The sequence below is a fragment of the Sphingobium sp. OAS761 genome (assembly GCF_024168485.1).
Classification (GTDB): Bacteria; Pseudomonadota; Alphaproteobacteria; order Sphingomonadales; family Sphingomonadaceae; genus Sphingobium.
Window position 1 is genome coordinate 78897 of the sequence record NZ_JALJVY010000012.1, and the last position, 13727, is coordinate 92623.

17 protein-coding genes are annotated in these 13727 nt (G+C 65.6%); 11 read left to right on the forward strand and 6 right to left on the reverse strand.

From position 1 onward, the window contains the following. Window positions 1-3: 3 nt before the first annotated feature. The 10 genes from flhB to queE all read left to right on the forward strand — a co-directional run bounded on the left by flhB (window position 4) and on the right by queE (window position 8988). Window positions 4-1146, forward strand: coding sequence for a flagellar type III secretion system protein FlhB (gene flhB / locus J3E64_RS16305; protein WP_253344089.1), 1143 nt, complete (start codon window positions 4-6; stop codon window positions 1144-1146). Window positions 1147-1287: 141 nt separating this feature from the next. Further along, window positions 1288-1755: a hypothetical protein gene (locus J3E64_RS16310; protein ID WP_253344090.1), complete on the forward strand. Its 468-nt coding sequence runs from the start codon at window positions 1288-1290 to the stop codon at window positions 1753-1755. A 58-nt stretch (window positions 1756-1813) separates the two neighbouring features. Beyond that, on the forward strand, window positions 1814-3229 hold the full coding sequence (gene fliD / locus J3E64_RS16315; protein WP_253344091.1) for a flagellar filament capping protein FliD: 1416 nt from the start codon (window positions 1814-1816) through the stop codon (window positions 3227-3229). A gap of 17 nt (window positions 3230-3246) precedes the next feature. Beyond that, window positions 3247-3642 carry a flagellar export chaperone FliS gene (gene fliS, locus J3E64_RS16320; protein WP_253344092.1) on the forward strand — a complete coding sequence of 132 codons (396 nt, stop codon included), beginning with the start codon at window positions 3247-3249 and terminating at the stop codon, window positions 3640-3642. A gap of 162 nt (window positions 3643-3804) precedes the next feature. After that, window positions 3805-5001 carry an aspartate aminotransferase family protein gene (locus tag J3E64_RS16325; protein WP_253344093.1) on the forward strand — a complete coding sequence of 399 codons (1197 nt, stop codon included), beginning with the start codon at window positions 3805-3807 and terminating at the stop codon, window positions 4999-5001. 103 nt (window positions 5002-5104) lie between these two features. Then, entirely contained in the window at window positions 5105-6034 is a 930-nt protein-coding gene (gene argF / locus J3E64_RS16330; protein ID WP_253344094.1) for an ornithine carbamoyltransferase, read from the forward strand. A 57-nt stretch (window positions 6035-6091) separates the two neighbouring features. After that, window positions 6092-7042: an Hsp33 family molecular chaperone HslO gene (locus tag J3E64_RS16335; protein ID WP_253344095.1), complete on the forward strand. Its 951-nt coding sequence runs from the start codon at window positions 6092-6094 to the stop codon at window positions 7040-7042. Window positions 7043-7183: 141 nt separating this feature from the next. Continuing rightward, window positions 7184-7588 carry a hypothetical protein gene (locus J3E64_RS16340; protein WP_253344096.1) on the forward strand — a complete coding sequence of 135 codons (405 nt, stop codon included), beginning with the start codon at window positions 7184-7186 and terminating at the stop codon, window positions 7586-7588. Between the two features lie 47 nt (window positions 7589-7635). Further along, window positions 7636-8337, forward strand: a complete 702-nt coding sequence (gene queC, locus J3E64_RS16345; protein WP_253344170.1) for a 7-cyano-7-deazaguanine synthase QueC — start codon at window positions 7636-7638, stop codon at window positions 8335-8337. Window positions 8338-8340: 3 nt separating this feature from the next. Beyond that, window positions 8341-8988, forward strand: a complete 648-nt coding sequence (gene queE, locus J3E64_RS16350; protein ID WP_253344097.1) for a 7-carboxy-7-deazaguanine synthase — start codon at window positions 8341-8343, stop codon at window positions 8986-8988. 7 nt (window positions 8989-8995) lie between these two features. Here the strand turns inward: queE and J3E64_RS16355 are convergent, their stop codons facing one another. The 3 genes from J3E64_RS16355 to lipB form a co-directional block, all read right to left on the reverse strand. Next, window positions 8996-9688 carry a hypothetical protein gene (locus J3E64_RS16355; RefSeq protein ID WP_253344098.1) on the reverse strand — a complete coding sequence of 231 codons (693 nt, stop codon included), beginning with the start codon at window positions 9686-9688 and terminating at the stop codon, window positions 8996-8998. 91 nt (window positions 9689-9779) lie between these two features. Next, window positions 9780-10055 (reverse strand): hypothetical protein, encoded by a 276-nt coding sequence (locus J3E64_RS16360; protein ID WP_253344099.1) that lies wholly within the window; start codon window positions 10053-10055, stop codon window positions 9780-9782. A gap of 57 nt (window positions 10056-10112) precedes the next feature. Beyond that, window positions 10113-10820: a lipoyl(octanoyl) transferase LipB gene (lipB, locus tag J3E64_RS16365; RefSeq protein WP_253344100.1), complete on the reverse strand. Its 708-nt coding sequence runs from the start codon at window positions 10818-10820 to the stop codon at window positions 10113-10115. 75 nt (window positions 10821-10895) lie between these two features. Here lipB and J3E64_RS16370 point away from each other — a divergent pair, with 75 nt between their 5' ends. Then, complete coding sequence (locus J3E64_RS16370) at window positions 10896-11660, forward strand: hypothetical protein (protein ID WP_253344101.1); 765 nt, start codon at window positions 10896-10898, stop codon at window positions 11658-11660. On the opposite strand, the gene J3E64_RS16375 is transcribed toward J3E64_RS16370, so the two are convergent. Genes J3E64_RS16375 through J3E64_RS16385 form a run of 3 tightly spaced genes read right to left on the reverse strand, consistent with a single transcriptional unit; the run spans window position 11642 to window position 13591 of the window. Next, a complete protein-coding gene (locus J3E64_RS16375) occupies window positions 11642-12241 on the reverse strand; it encodes a GNAT family N-acetyltransferase (RefSeq protein WP_253344102.1) in 600 nt (199 codons plus the stop codon). The two genes, J3E64_RS16370 and J3E64_RS16375, sit on opposite strands and share 19 nt — an antisense overlap. Window positions 12242-12245: 4 nt before the next feature. After that, the gene (gene hemF, locus J3E64_RS16380; protein ID WP_253344103.1) at window positions 12246-13136 is read right to left on the reverse strand and encodes an oxygen-dependent coproporphyrinogen oxidase; all 891 of its coding nucleotides are present in this window, start codon (window positions 13134-13136) and stop codon (window positions 12246-12248) included. Continuing rightward, entirely contained in the window at window positions 13133-13591 is a 459-nt protein-coding gene (locus J3E64_RS16385) for a tRNA (cytidine(34)-2'-O)-methyltransferase (protein ID WP_253344104.1), read from the reverse strand. The genes hemF and J3E64_RS16385 overlap by 4 nt, the downstream gene beginning before the upstream one ends. Between the last annotated feature and the right edge of the window lie 136 nt (window positions 13592-13727).

Here is a 13727-nt window from a genome sequence, read left to right on the forward strand (position 1 = left end):
TCCATGGCAGGCGGGAACGAAGCCGGCGAAAAGACCGAGAAGCCGACACAGAAGAAATTGCAGGATGCCGCCAAGAAGGGCGACATCCTCCAGTCGCGCGAACTGGGGACGGCGCTGGTGGTCATGGCGGGCATCGGCTGGCTGGCGGTGGCGGGTCCCTCGATGATCGATGCGCTGCGCGACATGCTGGTGGAAGCGCTGCGCTTCCGGCGCGAGGACATTGCCGATTTCTCCCCCGTCCAGCGCGGCCTGTCGCTGCTGGGCGGCATCGCGCTGCCGGTCGCGGGGGTGATGCTGGCGACGCTGGTCGCCGCGATCGCCGCGCCCGCATTGCTGGGATCGCTCGGTTTCCGCCCCGGTGCCTTTGCGCCGAAGCCCGAAAAGCTCAACCCGCTTTCGGGCCTCAAGCGCATATTCGGCATGCAGGGACTGATAGAGCTGGTGAAATCGATCGCCAAGGTCGGGCTGCTGGGCAGCATCGGCGGCTGGATGATCTGGGACCGGCTGACGGCGATCCAGGGGCTGGGCAAGGCCGGCCTGGCGCCGGCCATCGCGGATGTGGGCAATATCTTCATCCTGACCTGCCTGCTGATGGCGGGCGGGCTGTTCCTGATCGCGGGTATCGACGTGCCCGCGCAGATCATGCAGCGCGGCAAACGGCTCGCCATGTCCAAGCAGGACATCAAGGACGAGCACAAGGAAAGCGAAGGGTCGCCCGAGTTGAAGGGCCATATCCGTCGCAAGCAGTTCGAGGTGCTGAGCGGGTCCGCGCGCAAGGCCGTGTCCGAAGCGACCGTGGTTCTGACCAACCCGACCCATTTCGCCGTCGCGCTGCGCTACCGGCCCGGCCAGGACGCAGCGCCCGTGGTGGTCGCGCGCGGTTGCGACGCGATCGCCGCGGCGATTCGCGACCTGGCGGACACCAACGGCGTGTCGGTGTTGCAATATCCCGAACTGGCGCGCGCCATCTATTTCACCTCGCGCGCGGGGCAGGTGGTCAATGAAGGGCTCTATATGGCCGTCGCGACCATCCTTGCCTTTGTTTTCCGCGTGGAAAACCGCATGGCCAGCGAGATGGACCGGCCCTTCGTCAGCATTCCCGACGATCTGCGCTTCGACGCAGACGGAAAAAAGAGCATGGCCTAAATCAATATATTGTTTTTTAAATATAAAATGCCAGAACAAGTCGCGTGCCATGCTGCGCGTGCGAAAAATTCCATGGTGAATTAAAGTTTAGCCGCGCCTGTCCGTACTCTGTTCATAGGGGACGCATGAAAATGGTGCGTCATGGACAATTTTGTATCCCGTTCTGAACTTTTGCCGGCCGACAGGTCGGCCGTTCGTGCGTCCGCGCCCGTTCAGGGCGTGCGCCCGGTGAACGGCAGCCGGTTCAACGCGGAGTCCGGCCGCGACCAGGGAGCGTCCAATGCGGGGCGCGACACGGCGCAGCGCGAGGAACAGATCGCCACCCTGGCCGAATATGTCGAGGTGCATGCCCGCATATCGGAAATTCTGGCCGATCTGGGCAGCGGCGCGACCAACTTCGACGAAGCCGTCGGCGCGACCGAGGCAATCATGCCGCGGCCCATCATCCTCGTCCCGCTGCCGCCGGCCAGCAAGGAAGCGGTAGAACATGCCGCGGACCTTGCCAGGCGGATCGTTGCGCGCGCGGGCCATGCGCACGCCGCGCAGGCCACGATCAGCCGGTCGGCGGCGGATCAGCTTCTGGCCGCCAACGGCCAGGCAGGCGCCTGAAAATCTTTCCTAAAGGTCTCGCTGCTACGGCCGTTCTCTCCTGGTGAAAGGATGGAACATGACATCGGTCGGCAGCAGCATCTTGACGAGCCTGGGAGCGGGATCGGGTATTGACACCGCGTCGCTGGTGTCCAGCCTGGTCAGCGCCACCCGCGAGCCCAAGCAAAGCGCCATCACCGGTCGTCAGACGCTGAACAATGCGCGGATTTCCGCGCTTGCATCGGCGATCGGCTCGCTCGACACCTTTGCCGATGCCCTGTCCCAAGTGCTGGGCGGAGCCGGATATACCGGAACGCCCGCGTCGACCGACACCAGCATCGCCGGCCTGACCCTGCTGAGCGGCGGCACGCCCACGGGCCTGCCTGCACAGCTCACCGTCCAGAGCCTGGCCACCGCCCGCGTCGTCGCGTCCAGCGCCACTTCCGGGGCGACCGGCAGCAGCGAGATCGGCACCGGCAGCCTCACGATCACCACCGCGTCGGGCGATACCACTTTCACCATCGATTCGACCAACAACAGCTATTCGGGTCTCGCCAGCGCGATCAACAATGCCGACATCGGGGTCACCGCCAGCGTCGTGACCGACGCGTCGGGCACGCGTCTGGTCTTCAAGGGAGAAACCGGCGCGGCCAACGACTTCAGCATTGCGGTCGCGGCCGACGATGGCGGCAGCGTGCTGGCCGGGCTTGGCTGGAGCGGCACCGACAGCACGACCATGACCAGCACGTCCACGCCGCAAAATGCGAAGATCACGATGGACGGCGTGGATTATGAATATGCCAGCAACTCGATCGACAACGCCATTCCCTATCTGCGCATCGACCTGGTGAAGGCTGCGCCCGGTACGACGGTGACGCTGTCCATGTCGCAGCCGACCGCCACGATGGCCGACCTGCTGGGTGAGTTTGTCGACGCCTACAACACGCTGCTGAAGGCGCTGAATACCGCGACCGCCACCGGCACCGACTCGTCGAATTCGGGTGTGCTCAACGGCGTAGCGGGCGTCCGCGACATGAAGCGGCAGCTTTCGGCGATCACGTCGACCCCGCTGGCATCGTCGGGCACCTACCGGACGCTGGCGGATATCGGCATCACCACCAATCGCGACGGTACGCTCAGTCTGGACAGCACGCGCCTCAACGACGCCCTGGCGGCGGATCCGGAGGGCGTGACCAACATGCTCAATCCTAAAGTGCCCTCGGCCAGCAGTCCGGGTCTGTCCAGCCTGATGGATACGGTCCGCGACAATATCGAGAAGGATGACGGGCCGCTCAAGCTGGCGCAGAAGCGCTACCAGGGCCTGGCGGACGATCTGACAGACCAGCTTGCCAAGCTGGACGACCAGATGGCCGATTACGAGGAACAGCTCACCAAAATCTATTCGACGATGGAAACGCGCCTGTCCGCGCTCAAGGCGACCCAGTCGTATCTGGAGCAGCAGGTCAAGGTGTGGACCAACAGCAATAACAACTAAGCGGGGATCACAAGACGATGTTCTACAATCAGGGTTATGCCGGCACCACCGCGGCGCGCCGCTACGCGGCCGTGCATTCGGGCAGCCGGACGGAGGGCGCGACGCCCCATGCGCTGGTGAAGATCCTGTTCGACGAACTGCTGCTCGCTCTGGAAGCGACGGCGCTTGCCGAACGCCAGGGGGACCGGGCCAAAGTATCCGACAAGCAGTCGCGGGCGATGTCGATCCTGTTCGCGCTCGATTCCAGCCTGGACTTCGACAAGGGCGGGGACGTGGCCATGGGCCTGGCCCAGATCTATCGCGAGGCGCGTCGCCTGCTGCTGCTGGCGGCCCGCGAGCGGTCGGCGGAACCTGTCGATCAGGCCCGTGTCATCATCGCCGAAATCGCCGATGCCTGGAGCCAGATAGGCTGATACCATTTGCCGCCGACCGGCCCGGTGCCTTGGGGTTGCGCCCCCGGCGGGGCGACGGTATAGGCGGTGCTCGCAAAGGGCGGCCCGGCGGGGGCCGCCTTTTTGCGTTTCGCGCTCCATCGCGCTCGTGTGACGAACCATCAGCCCAGAAAGGGAAGGCCCATGTCGATTACGCCGCTCATGCCCGTTTACCCCCGGTGTGATGTTCGCCCGGTGCGAGGGGAGGGCTGCTATCTGATCGGCGACCGCGGCGAGCGTTATCTCGATTTTGCGAGCGGGATCGCCGTGAACCTGCTGGGCCACGGCCACCCCCGGCTGGTCAAGACGATCGCGGACCAGGCCGCGACGCTGATGCACACGTCCAACCTCTACGGCATGCCGATGGGGGAAGATTTCGCGCAGCGCCTGGTCGACAATAGCTTCGCCGACACCGTATTCTTCACCAATTCGGGTGCCGAAGCCGTCGAATGCGCGATCAAGACCGCGCGCCGCTATCATTATGCCAACGGCGCCGCGCATCGGCACAAGATCATCAGCTTCGACAACGCCTTTCACGGGCGGACGCTGGGCACCATTTCGGCGACCAGCCAGCCCAAGATGCGCGACGGCTTCGAGCCGCTGCTGCCCGGTTTCCAGGTCGTGCCCTTCAACGATCTCGACGCGGCGCTGGCCGCCGTCGACGATCATACGGCCGGCTTCCTGCTGGAACCGGTGCAGGGCGAAGGGGGCGTGACGCCCGCAACGGCGGCGTTCCTGACCGGATTGCGCAAGGCGTGCGACGACCATGGCCTGTTGCTGATCCTGGACGAAGTGCAGTGCGGCTATGCCCGCACGGGGACCTTCTTCGCGCATGAACAATATGGCGTGACGCCCGACATCATGGCCGTGGCCAAGGGGATCGGCGCAGGCTTCCCGCTCGGCGCCTGCCTCGCGACAGAGGAAGCCGCCAAGGGCATGGTGTTCGGCACCCACGGGTCGACCTATGGCGGCAATCCGCTCGCCATGGCGGTGGGCCTGACGGTGCTGGACGAAGTGCTGGCCGATGGTTTCCTGGACCATGTCAAGGCGATGGGCGCGCGCCTGCGCGCCGCGCTCGAACAACTCATCCCCAACCATGACGACATGTTCGAGGATGTGCGCGGCATGGGGCTGATGCTGGGCGTCCGGATGAGCGACGCCTATGACGCGCGAGCCTTTGTCGCCCATTTGCGCGATCATCATGGCCTGCTGGCGGTGTCGGCGGGGCAGAATGTGCTGCGCATCCTGCCGCCGCTCGTCATCGACGAAAGCCATATCGCCGAAGCCATTGAGAAGATTTCCGCCGGCGCGCGGAGCTTCGCCGAGGCCAAGGCGGCCTGACGCCAGACATCTCCCTCCGTTCGCACCGGGCGGCGCCGAGAAACGCTGTCAGGCGGTTCTCGACAGACCCGAAGCGAACGGAGGCTGCGATTTTGAGGGCAGCATGACCAAGCATTTCCTGAATCTCTCCGATGCGGGCGGCGACGCCATCGCCGCGATGATCGCCGATGCCATCGATCGAAAGGCTGCGCGGGCGGGCAAGCCACGCGGCGCGGCCGATGCCGATGCGCCCCTGGCCGGCCATACGCTGGCGATGATCTTCGAAAAGAACAGCACGCGTACCCGCGTCAGCTTCGACATGGCGATCCGTCAGCTGGGCGGAACATCACTGATCCTGGACGGTGCGACCAGCCAGCTTGGGCGCGGCGAGAGCATTGCCGATACGGCACGCGTCCTGTCGCGCATGGTCGACGCGATCATGATCCGGACCGACAATCACGCCAAGGTCGAGGAAATGGCGCATCATGCGACCGTTCCCGTCATCAACGGCCTGACCGACCTGTCGCATCCGTGCCAGATCGTCGCCGACCTGCTGACCGTGGTGGAACATGGCGTGGCGCTGCCCGGCAGCCAGTGGGCCTGGCTGGGGGACGGCAACAACGTTCTCCATTCCATCGTCGAGGCAGCGGGCATCATGAAATTCGATGTCCGCATGGGCATCCCGTTCGGCTATGATCCCGACCCGTCCTTCGCCGATGCCGCGCGTGCCGCCGGATCGACCATCACCCTGACCCGCGACGCGGCCGAGGCCGCCACGGGCGCGGACGTGGTCGTCACCGACACGTGGATTTCCATGGGTCAGGCCCATGCCGATGAAAAGCTGGCGGCGATGATGCCCTATCAAGTCACCCCGGACCTGATGGCGCGCGCCGGGGCGGACGCCAAATTCCTCCACTGCCTGCCTGCTCATCGCGGCGAGGAGGTGGTGGAAGCCGTTATCGACGGCCCTCAGTCGCTGATCTGGGACGAGGCGGAAAATCGCATCCACGCGCAGAAATCCGTTCTGCTCTGGGCACTGGATCGGCTTGGTTGAGTTTTCGGGCGGGCTTCCTATCTAGGCGGCTCGCCCGCATCGCTGCCAGAAAGCTGGATGCTGAATGGTCCGGTATCTATACCGGACGACCGGAGCCTTGACGTGACCGCACCTGCCATCGACCAAGCCCTGGGCTTTACCATCCCGACCCGCCATGCCCGGGGACGGATCGTGCGCATCGGCCCGGTGCTCGACGACATTCTGGCCGCCCATGCCTATCCGCCGGTGATCGAGCGGCTGCTCGCGTCCGCGCTGGTGCTGGCGGCACTGCTCGGCAGCACGCTCAAGAATGCGCAGGGCCAGCTCACCTTGCAGGCGCAGACCGAAAATGGCGTGGTCAGCCTGCTGGTCGCCGACTATCGCAACGGCGACCTGCGCGGCTATGCAAAGTTCGATGCCGACCGTCTTGCCGAACTGGGGCCGGACCCGTCGCTGTTCGGCCTGTTCGGCAAGGGCTATCTCGCCATAACCTTCGATCAGGCGGTGACCGGCGAGCGCTATCAGGGCATCGTTCCGCTGGAGGGCGAATCGCTCGCGGCGGCGGCCGAGCATTATTTCTTCCAGTCCGAACAGATACCCAGCGTGCTGCACATCGCCACCCGGCACGAGCCGGGGCAGGGCTGCATCGCCGCCGGGCTGCTGCTCCAGCATTTGCCGGAAGGCGAGGTGGGGCGCGAACGGCTGCATGTGCGGCACGATCATCCGGAATGGGAACATGTGCAGACGCTGGCCGTCACCTTGCAGGATCAGGAACTGACCGATACGGGACTGGCCTTGCCCGACATTTTGTGGCGCCTGTTCCATGAGGAAGACGAGATCCGGGTGACGGACCCGGTCGACATGGCCAAGGGCTGCCGCTGCGACGTGGCGCACATCCGCGACGTCATCGGCCGCTTCCCGGCTTCGGAACGGGCGCACATGGCGGACGAGCATGGGGTCATCAGCGTCGATTGCGCCTTTTGTTCGCGCCTTTTTCCGATCCTGGCGGACAGTTTTGACCAGGCCTGACATCGGCCGGGGTCCATGACGTTATTTGTAATTGGGGCAATCAGGCGCGATCGCGCTATGAATTTGCCGTAATTGGACGCGATGATGGCGGCGTATCGTTGCGCCGGAGTGGCGGGCATGCGGGGTGGAACCGGACGGATTATGGACAAGTCGATACTGCGGGCGCTGGGCGCCGCGGTGGCATTGATGGCGACGGGGTGGCCCGCGGTAGCGCGCGCGCCGCAGCTTGCCGCCGTGCGCGGGCTGGAAACCGGCGAATGGGAGTTGCGCGGCCGGGGGCGGGGTGCCGAAACGCGGCGCCTGTGTATCAGCGACCCGCGTCAATTGCTTCAGGTGCAGCATCCCGGTCCCCTTTGCCGTGCGTTCGTGATCGCTGACAGCGCCCAGGCGGTGAGCGTGAACTATGATTGCGGCGATGCCGGCAACGGCCGCAGCGACCTGCGTGTTGAAACCGGTCGGCTGATCCAGCTTCGGTCGCAGGGCATATCGGACGGGGCTCCGTTTGCATTCGCGGCGGAGGGCCGCCGGATCGGCGCGTGCCGCTGACGACGGGGCCGCTTGCGCTGTGTCTTTCGTCGGAGTAGCGCGTGCCCATGGTTGCCAACAATGGAAAATTTGCCGTCGTCCTGCTTTCAGGTGGGCTCGATTCAATGGTCGCCGGGGCTCTGGCGCGCGAAGCAGGTTTCCGCATCGTCGCCCTGTCCATCGACTATAATCAGCGGCATCGCGTCGAACTGCGCGCGGCCGGTCGCGTGGCGCAGGCGCTCAACGCCCTTCGCCACATCGTCCTGCCGCTGGACCTTACCGCGTTCGGCGGGTCGGCGTTGACGGCGGACATCGCGGTGCCGAAGGGCGGTGTAAGCGCGAACATTCCGGTGACCTACGTCCCTGCGCGCAACACCATCTTCCTTTCGCTGACGCTTGGCCTGGCTGAAGTGGCCGGGGCGAACGATATCTTCATCGGCGTCAACGCGCTCGACTATTCGGGCTATCCCGACTGCCGTCCTGAATTTATCGATGCCTTCCAGTCGATGGCGGCGCTGGCGACCAAGGCCGGTGTGGAAGGCAGTCCGATGCGGATCAACGCGCCGCTGCAATATATGAGCAAGGCGGACATCGTGCGCGAGGCCCATCGCCTGGGCCTGGACGCGGGCATCAGTTGGTCCTGCTATGATCCCACGCCCGATGGCAAGCATTGCGGCCTGTGCGACAGTTGCCGGTTGCGCGCGAAGGGGTTTCAGGACGCGGGCCTGCCCGATCCCACCGTCTATGCCGTACAGCCGCCCAAGGCATAACCGATGAGTTATGCGGTGAAGGAAATGTTCCTGACCCTTCAGGGCGAAGGGGTGCAGGCCGGGCGCCGGGCGGTGTTCCTGCGCTTTGCCGGCTGCAACCTGTGGAGCGGGCGCGAACAGGACCGGGCATTTGCCCTATGCCGCTTCTGCGACACGGACTTCGTCGGCACCGACGGGTTGGGCGGGGGCAAGTTCGCCGATGCCGACGCGCTGGCCGATGCCGCCCTCGCTTTCTGGGGTGATGGCGGCGCAGATCGCTATATCGTCCTGACCGGGGGGGAACCGATGCTTCAGGTGGACGATGCACTGGTCGATGCCCTGCACGCACGCGGCTTCGCGATCGCGATCGAGAGCAACGGCACGCTGCCGGTCCACCCCGGCATCGACTGGGTCTGCATCAGCCCAAAGGCGGGCAGCGATGTCGTGCAGATGTCGGGCAACGAACTTAAGCTGGTCTGGCCCCAGCCGGGCGCGGGACACAGCCTGGCGGAGGTGGATGCCATGGCGGGATGGACGTTCGACCATTTCCTGATCCAGCCGCTGGACGACGCACACGCACCCGACAATGCGCGCGCCGCCATCGCGCTGGTGATGGATCGCCCCCAATGGCGGCTCACGGTACAGGCCCACAAATATCTGGGCCTGCGCTGAACGCCTGTCAGGGGCGCGTGACGACCTTGTCGTTGTAGGCCTGATGGCAAACCGGCACGAGCACGCCCTTCTTCCAGCATTTCGGGTCGAAGGACGGCAGGGCGATCGCATAGTCGTCGCCGGGCACGCCATAGGCCTGTTCTCCCGCAGCGACGAGCGACTTGCGGATCGAACCCAGCCCCTTTCGCGCCACGTCGTTCAGCGTGCCGCGATCGGCGAAGATCGCGTCACGGCCGACCTGACCGGCGACCTGGCAGAAGCCCCTCTGCGCCTGCACCGTCGAATAGCCCGAATAGATGCGGGTATTATACATGTCGGCGGCGGACTGTCCGGCCCGGCCCTTGCCCGCGGTGCGCTGGAAATAGCCCAGCAGCGTTGCCTGCGCAGCGTCCAGTTCCGCATCATGGTGGGCGATCATCGCATTATAGTTGCCGACCGTCAGCAACGTCGGTTCGAACTGGCATTGCAGGGCCGCGACGTTCAGCGCCGCGCGGAGGTTCCAGGCCAGCCCGGCCTTGATTTCCGCCGCATTCGCGCCGGGCAGGCCCAGCGCAGTGGCCGCGTCCGCGTCGGTAAGCGGCGCTGCGGACATGTCCGGGGGCGACCAGTAGAATTGCGCGGCTGCCGGCTGTGTCGTCAGCGGCAGGATACCGGCGGCGCAAATCAGCGCGAGGCGGCGGAGGGATGGCGGGACGGTCATGAAACTAACCTCTCCAGAGGGTCATGCTGACAAGACAAGATGTGCGCAGGATCATGCTATTCGCCTATACCGGAGCTGAACCGGCATCCTGTCATTGATCGGCGACGACCTCGTCGTCTTCCGCCGGCTTGGCGGCGGCTGCGGGCGCCGCGCTGGAGTTGCTCGCGGCATTGCCATCCGGCAGCGCGGCCGAGACACCTTCGCTCTGCACGCCGTCCAGGTCGGTCATGGCATCGGTGGCCGTGCCGTCAACAACTTCCATATCCTTCATCTGCACCATGTTGCCCGGCTTGTCGTCGCCGCCGCAGCCGGCCAGCGCTGCGCATCCGGCAAACAGCAGGCCGATGGATTTCAACGAGTGGCGCATCCAGGTCTCCTTGCAAATCGGTGCCCGGCGTCCCCCCACCCGGCGAAGTGCGCGACCCTAGCGGCCCGTTCCGCATTGCTCAAGTCCTGTGCCGCATCGGGCCAGGCTGCTGAGAAAGGCGGGAAAATGGGCCTTTAGCGCCGCGTCGAGCGCAGCCATCGACGCATTTCCTCCCAAGGCCGCGACACTGGTCACCGGATAGTCGCTGATACCGCATGGTATGATGCCGCCGAAGTGGGACAGGTCGGGATCGACGTTGATCGAAAAGCCGTGCAGCGTCACCCAGCGCCTGACCCGGATGCCCAGCGCCCCGATCTTCGCCTCACGCCCCTGTCGATCATCCGTCCAGATCCCGATTCGACCCTCCGCCCGACGCGCCGCGATGCCCAGGTCGCCTAGCGCGGCGATCATCCACCCTTCCAGATGATGAACAAAATTGCGCACGTCCCGTCCCCGGTCGCGCAGGTCGATGCTGAGATAGCCGATCCGCTGTCCCGGCCCGTGATAGGTGTAGCGTCCCCCGCGTCCCGCCGCATGGACCGGAAAGCGCGGATCGAGAAGTTCGGCGGGATCGGCGCTGGTGCCCGCCGTATAGAGCGGCGGATGTTCCAGCAGCCAGACGCGCTCGCCCGTGTCGCCCGCGAAAATCGCTGCCGCGCGCGCCTCCATGTCGGCCAGTGCGTCGGGATAGGGGACGGGTGCCTGCGCCACGCGCCATTCGACCGATTCGGGAAAGGGCGGGGCGGGCGTGTACGGGTCGGGCATGGTCGCTTCCTTGACTCGGCGGCGGCGAGCGATCAAGTCTCGGCCGCAATTCCGGAACAGGCAGGCATCACAGATATGGCGACAATGTCGATCGGCAAGGCGTGGGAGGAGGCTGTCGCCTTCGTCGCGCGCGAAGCGACCCTGCTCCTACCCGTCGCGCTGCTGTTCGTCGCGTTTCCGGTGGTCATCCTCCAGGAAATGACGCCGCCGGAACTCGCGGCATGGTCGTCCGCGCCCAAGGGGCCGATGCCGGACGTCCCTGCCAGCTATTGGGCCAGCCTGCTGCTCACCATCCTGCTCATCTGGTTTGGATCTCTGACTCTGTTCGCGCTTTCGCTGCGGCCGGGCATCAGCGTGGCGGAGGCACTGAAGCTGGCGCTGCACCGATTGCCTGTGCTGGTCGCCACCAGCCTGATCGCGGGCGTTGCATTGTTCGCGGTCATCCTGCTGCTGTCGGTTCCGGTCATGCTGGTGGCGGGCTTTCCCGGCGTGCTCGCGATATTGATCGGCGTCGGCCTGTTTGCCGGATCGCGGCTGGCCCTGCTCAATCCGGTGGTGATCGACGACACGCTGGGGATCGTGCCGTCGCTGCGTCGCGCCTGGGCCCTGACACGGGGCCATTTCTGGCGCATTTGCGGCTTCCTGTTCGCTGTCATGCTGTTGTCGACCATCGCCGGGTCGGCGGCGCAGGCGGTGCTTGGCCTGCTGGGGGGACTGGTCGCGGGCAGCGACGGAGCCCGGCTGGTCGGCGGCATCGCGGGCGCCGCCGTGTCCGCCATCGTCCAGGTCTATATGCTGGTGATGCTTGCCCGCCTTTATCGTCAGGCTTCGGCGACCTGATCCAGCAGCGGGATATGGGGCGCGGCTTCGCGCGGGAGTAGTCCCGCGAGTCGCGGATCGGCGAAGGTTTCGATTTCGCGCGCGAAGGGGGCAAAGCCTGAACGGATGTAGAAGCCGAGTGCCGATGGGCTGTCCAGCGTGCAGGTGTGGACCCAGAAACGATCGACGCCCTTGCGCCAGGCCAGAGACTGGGCCTGCGCCATCAGCCAGCGGCCGAACCCCTTGCCCGTCAGTTGTGGAACCAGCCCGAAAAAGGCCAGTTCGCAATCGGGCAGGGAGCGGAAGTCCAGTTCCAGCAGGCCGACCTGCGCGCCGCGCGGATCGGAGACGGCATAGACCTCCACCGCCGGGTCGTGCACGATCCCGGCCAGTTTGGCATCCGGCATCACCAGGCGGGAAAACCACAGCCACGGCTCGCCAACGCGTCGGAACAGCGCGCGATAGGCGTCGAGCGGCGGCGTTTTCCATCGCGCAAGGCGCAACGGTGCGGGCGGGATCGGCGCGGGGCGCGGACGCGCGCGCATGTCCAGATGGGTAACGATGGTCGCGACCATCGCCGGGTCCACCGGGGTCAGCGGCATGCGCTCAGCTCCAGCTCGCCATGGGGGGCAGGCTCATCAATATGGCGTCGATATTGCCGCCCGTCTTGAGCCCGAAAAGCGTGCCGCGGTCGTGTACCAGATTGAATTCGGCGTAACGCCCGCGCCATTCCAGCATGGTGCGATAATCGGCATCGCTCCACGCCTCGCCCATGCGCTGCCGCACGATGGGCGCGAACGCCTCCAGAAACGCCTCGCCCACCGACCGGGTGAAAGCGAAGTTCGCGTCGAAACCGGCATCGTCGGCGCATTCGAGATGATCGTAGAAGATGCCGCCGACGCCGCGATGGACACCGCGATGGGGAATGAAGAAATATTCGTCCGCCCACGCCTTGAACCGCGGATAATGGTCCGGATCATGCGCGTCGCACGCAGCCTTGAACGCCGCATGGAAAAGGGCGGTATCCTCGGCGCGCGGCAGGGGCGGGTTGAGGTCGGCGCCGCCACCGAACCAGCTTTTCGTCGTCACCAGATAGCGGGTGTTCATGTGGACGGCAGGCACGTGCGGATTGGCCATGTGCGCGACCAGGCTGATGCCGGTCGCGAAGAAAGCCGGATTGTCTCCCGCTCCATGGATGGTCTGGGCGAAGCCGGGGGCGAATTCGCCGCCGACGGTGGACACGTTGACGCCCACCTTTTCGAAAATCCTGCCTTTCATGACGCCGCGCACGCCCCCGCCGCCTTCGCCCGGTGCCTGCCCCTCGGCTTCCCGGTCCCAAGGGGTAAAGGCGAAGGCCGCATCGCTGCCCGCGTCCCGCTCGATGGATTCGAACTGGGCGCAGATCCGGTCGCGCAGCGATTCGAACCAGGCGCGGGCGGCCTGCTGGCGGGCGTCCAGCGGAAAGGGGACGGCGGGAACGGGATTGATGGCAGTCATTCGGGAAACCCTCCGGTCTGGCGCAGCGCCTCGGCGACGGCGATGCCCGTGGACACGGCAATGTTCAAGGACCGGAATCCCGGCGCCATCGGAATGCGCACGCGGATGTCGGCCATGTCGCGCACGTCATCGGGCACGCCCGCACTTTCCGACCCCATCAGCAGCACGTCTTGAGGCTCGAACCGCACCTCCGGCAATTTACGGGACGCATGGGCGCTCATCAGCAGCAAACGGCTGCCGGCGGCGCGGCGCGCGGCGTCGAAGGCCGCGAAATTGGCGTGGCGCGTGACGTCGGCGGCGGCGCCATAATCCATCGCCGCCCGCTTCAGGCGCGCATCGGAAAAGGCGAATCCGGTCGGCATGATGATGTCCACGGGCACCGCCAAGCAGGCGGCGAGGCGCAGGATCGCGCCGACATTGCCCGCTATTTCGGGCTGGTACAGGGCTATACGCATGGCAGGCGCTTTAATGCACTGCGGCAAATTGTCATAGGGGACGCGAGTTTGCTGTTGGCAAAGAGCGGGCAGTCCGGTTATCAGGCCCGCGAACCACGCCGGGGGGAAGGCGGGGGCCGTGCGCGTATGGCACCCT

Bases quoted from the DNA above. Each gene is read 5' to 3' on its own strand.
- J3E64_RS16355 (WP_253344098.1), bottom strand. From the start codon at position 9,688: ATGACCGTCCCGCCATCCCTCCGCCGCCTCGCGCTGATTTGCGCCGCC.
- queE (WP_253344097.1), top strand. From the start codon at position 8,341: ATGAGTTATGCGGTGAAGGAAATGTTCCTGACCCTTCAGGGCGAAGGG.
- fliS (WP_253344092.1), top strand. From the start codon at position 3,247: ATGTTCTACAATCAGGGTTATGCCGGCACCACCGCGGCGCGCCGCTAC.
- J3E64_RS16325 (WP_253344093.1), top strand. From the start codon at position 3,805: ATGTCGATTACGCCGCTCATGCCCGTTTACCCCCGGTGTGATGTTCGC.
- queC (WP_253344170.1), top strand. From the start codon at position 7,636: ATGGTTGCCAACAATGGAAAATTTGCCGTCGTCCTGCTTTCAGGTGGG.
- lipB (WP_253344100.1), bottom strand. From the start codon at position 10,820: ATGCCCGACCCGTACACGCCCGCCCCGCCCTTTCCCGAATCGGTCGAA.
- flhB (WP_253344089.1), top strand. From the start codon at position 4: ATGGCAGGCGGGAACGAAGCCGGCGAAAAGACCGAGAAGCCGACACAG.
- J3E64_RS16360 (WP_253344099.1), bottom strand. From the start codon at position 10,055: ATGCGCCACTCGTTGAAATCCATCGGCCTGCTGTTTGCCGGATGCGCA.
- J3E64_RS16370 (WP_253344101.1), top strand. From the start codon at position 10,896: ATGGCGACAATGTCGATCGGCAAGGCGTGGGAGGAGGCTGTCGCCTTC.
- J3E64_RS16335 (WP_253344095.1), top strand. From the start codon at position 6,092: ATGCTGAATGGTCCGGTATCTATACCGGACGACCGGAGCCTTGACGTG.
- argF (WP_253344094.1), top strand. From the start codon at position 5,105: ATGACCAAGCATTTCCTGAATCTCTCCGATGCGGGCGGCGACGCCATC.
- J3E64_RS16340 (WP_253344096.1), top strand. From the start codon at position 7,184: ATGGACAAGTCGATACTGCGGGCGCTGGGCGCCGCGGTGGCATTGATG.
- fliD (WP_253344091.1), top strand. From the start codon at position 1,814: ATGACATCGGTCGGCAGCAGCATCTTGACGAGCCTGGGAGCGGGATCG.
- J3E64_RS16310 (WP_253344090.1), top strand. From the start codon at position 1,288: ATGGACAATTTTGTATCCCGTTCTGAACTTTTGCCGGCCGACAGGTCG.
- J3E64_RS16385 (WP_253344104.1), bottom strand. From the start codon at position 13,591: ATGCGTATAGCCCTGTACCAGCCCGAAATAGCGGGCAATGTCGGCGCG.
- hemF (WP_253344103.1), bottom strand. From the start codon at position 13,136: ATGACTGCCATCAATCCCGTTCCCGCCGTCCCCTTTCCGCTGGACGCC.
- J3E64_RS16375 (WP_253344102.1), bottom strand. From the start codon at position 12,241: ATGCCGCTGACCCCGGTGGACCCGGCGATGGTCGCGACCATCGTTACC.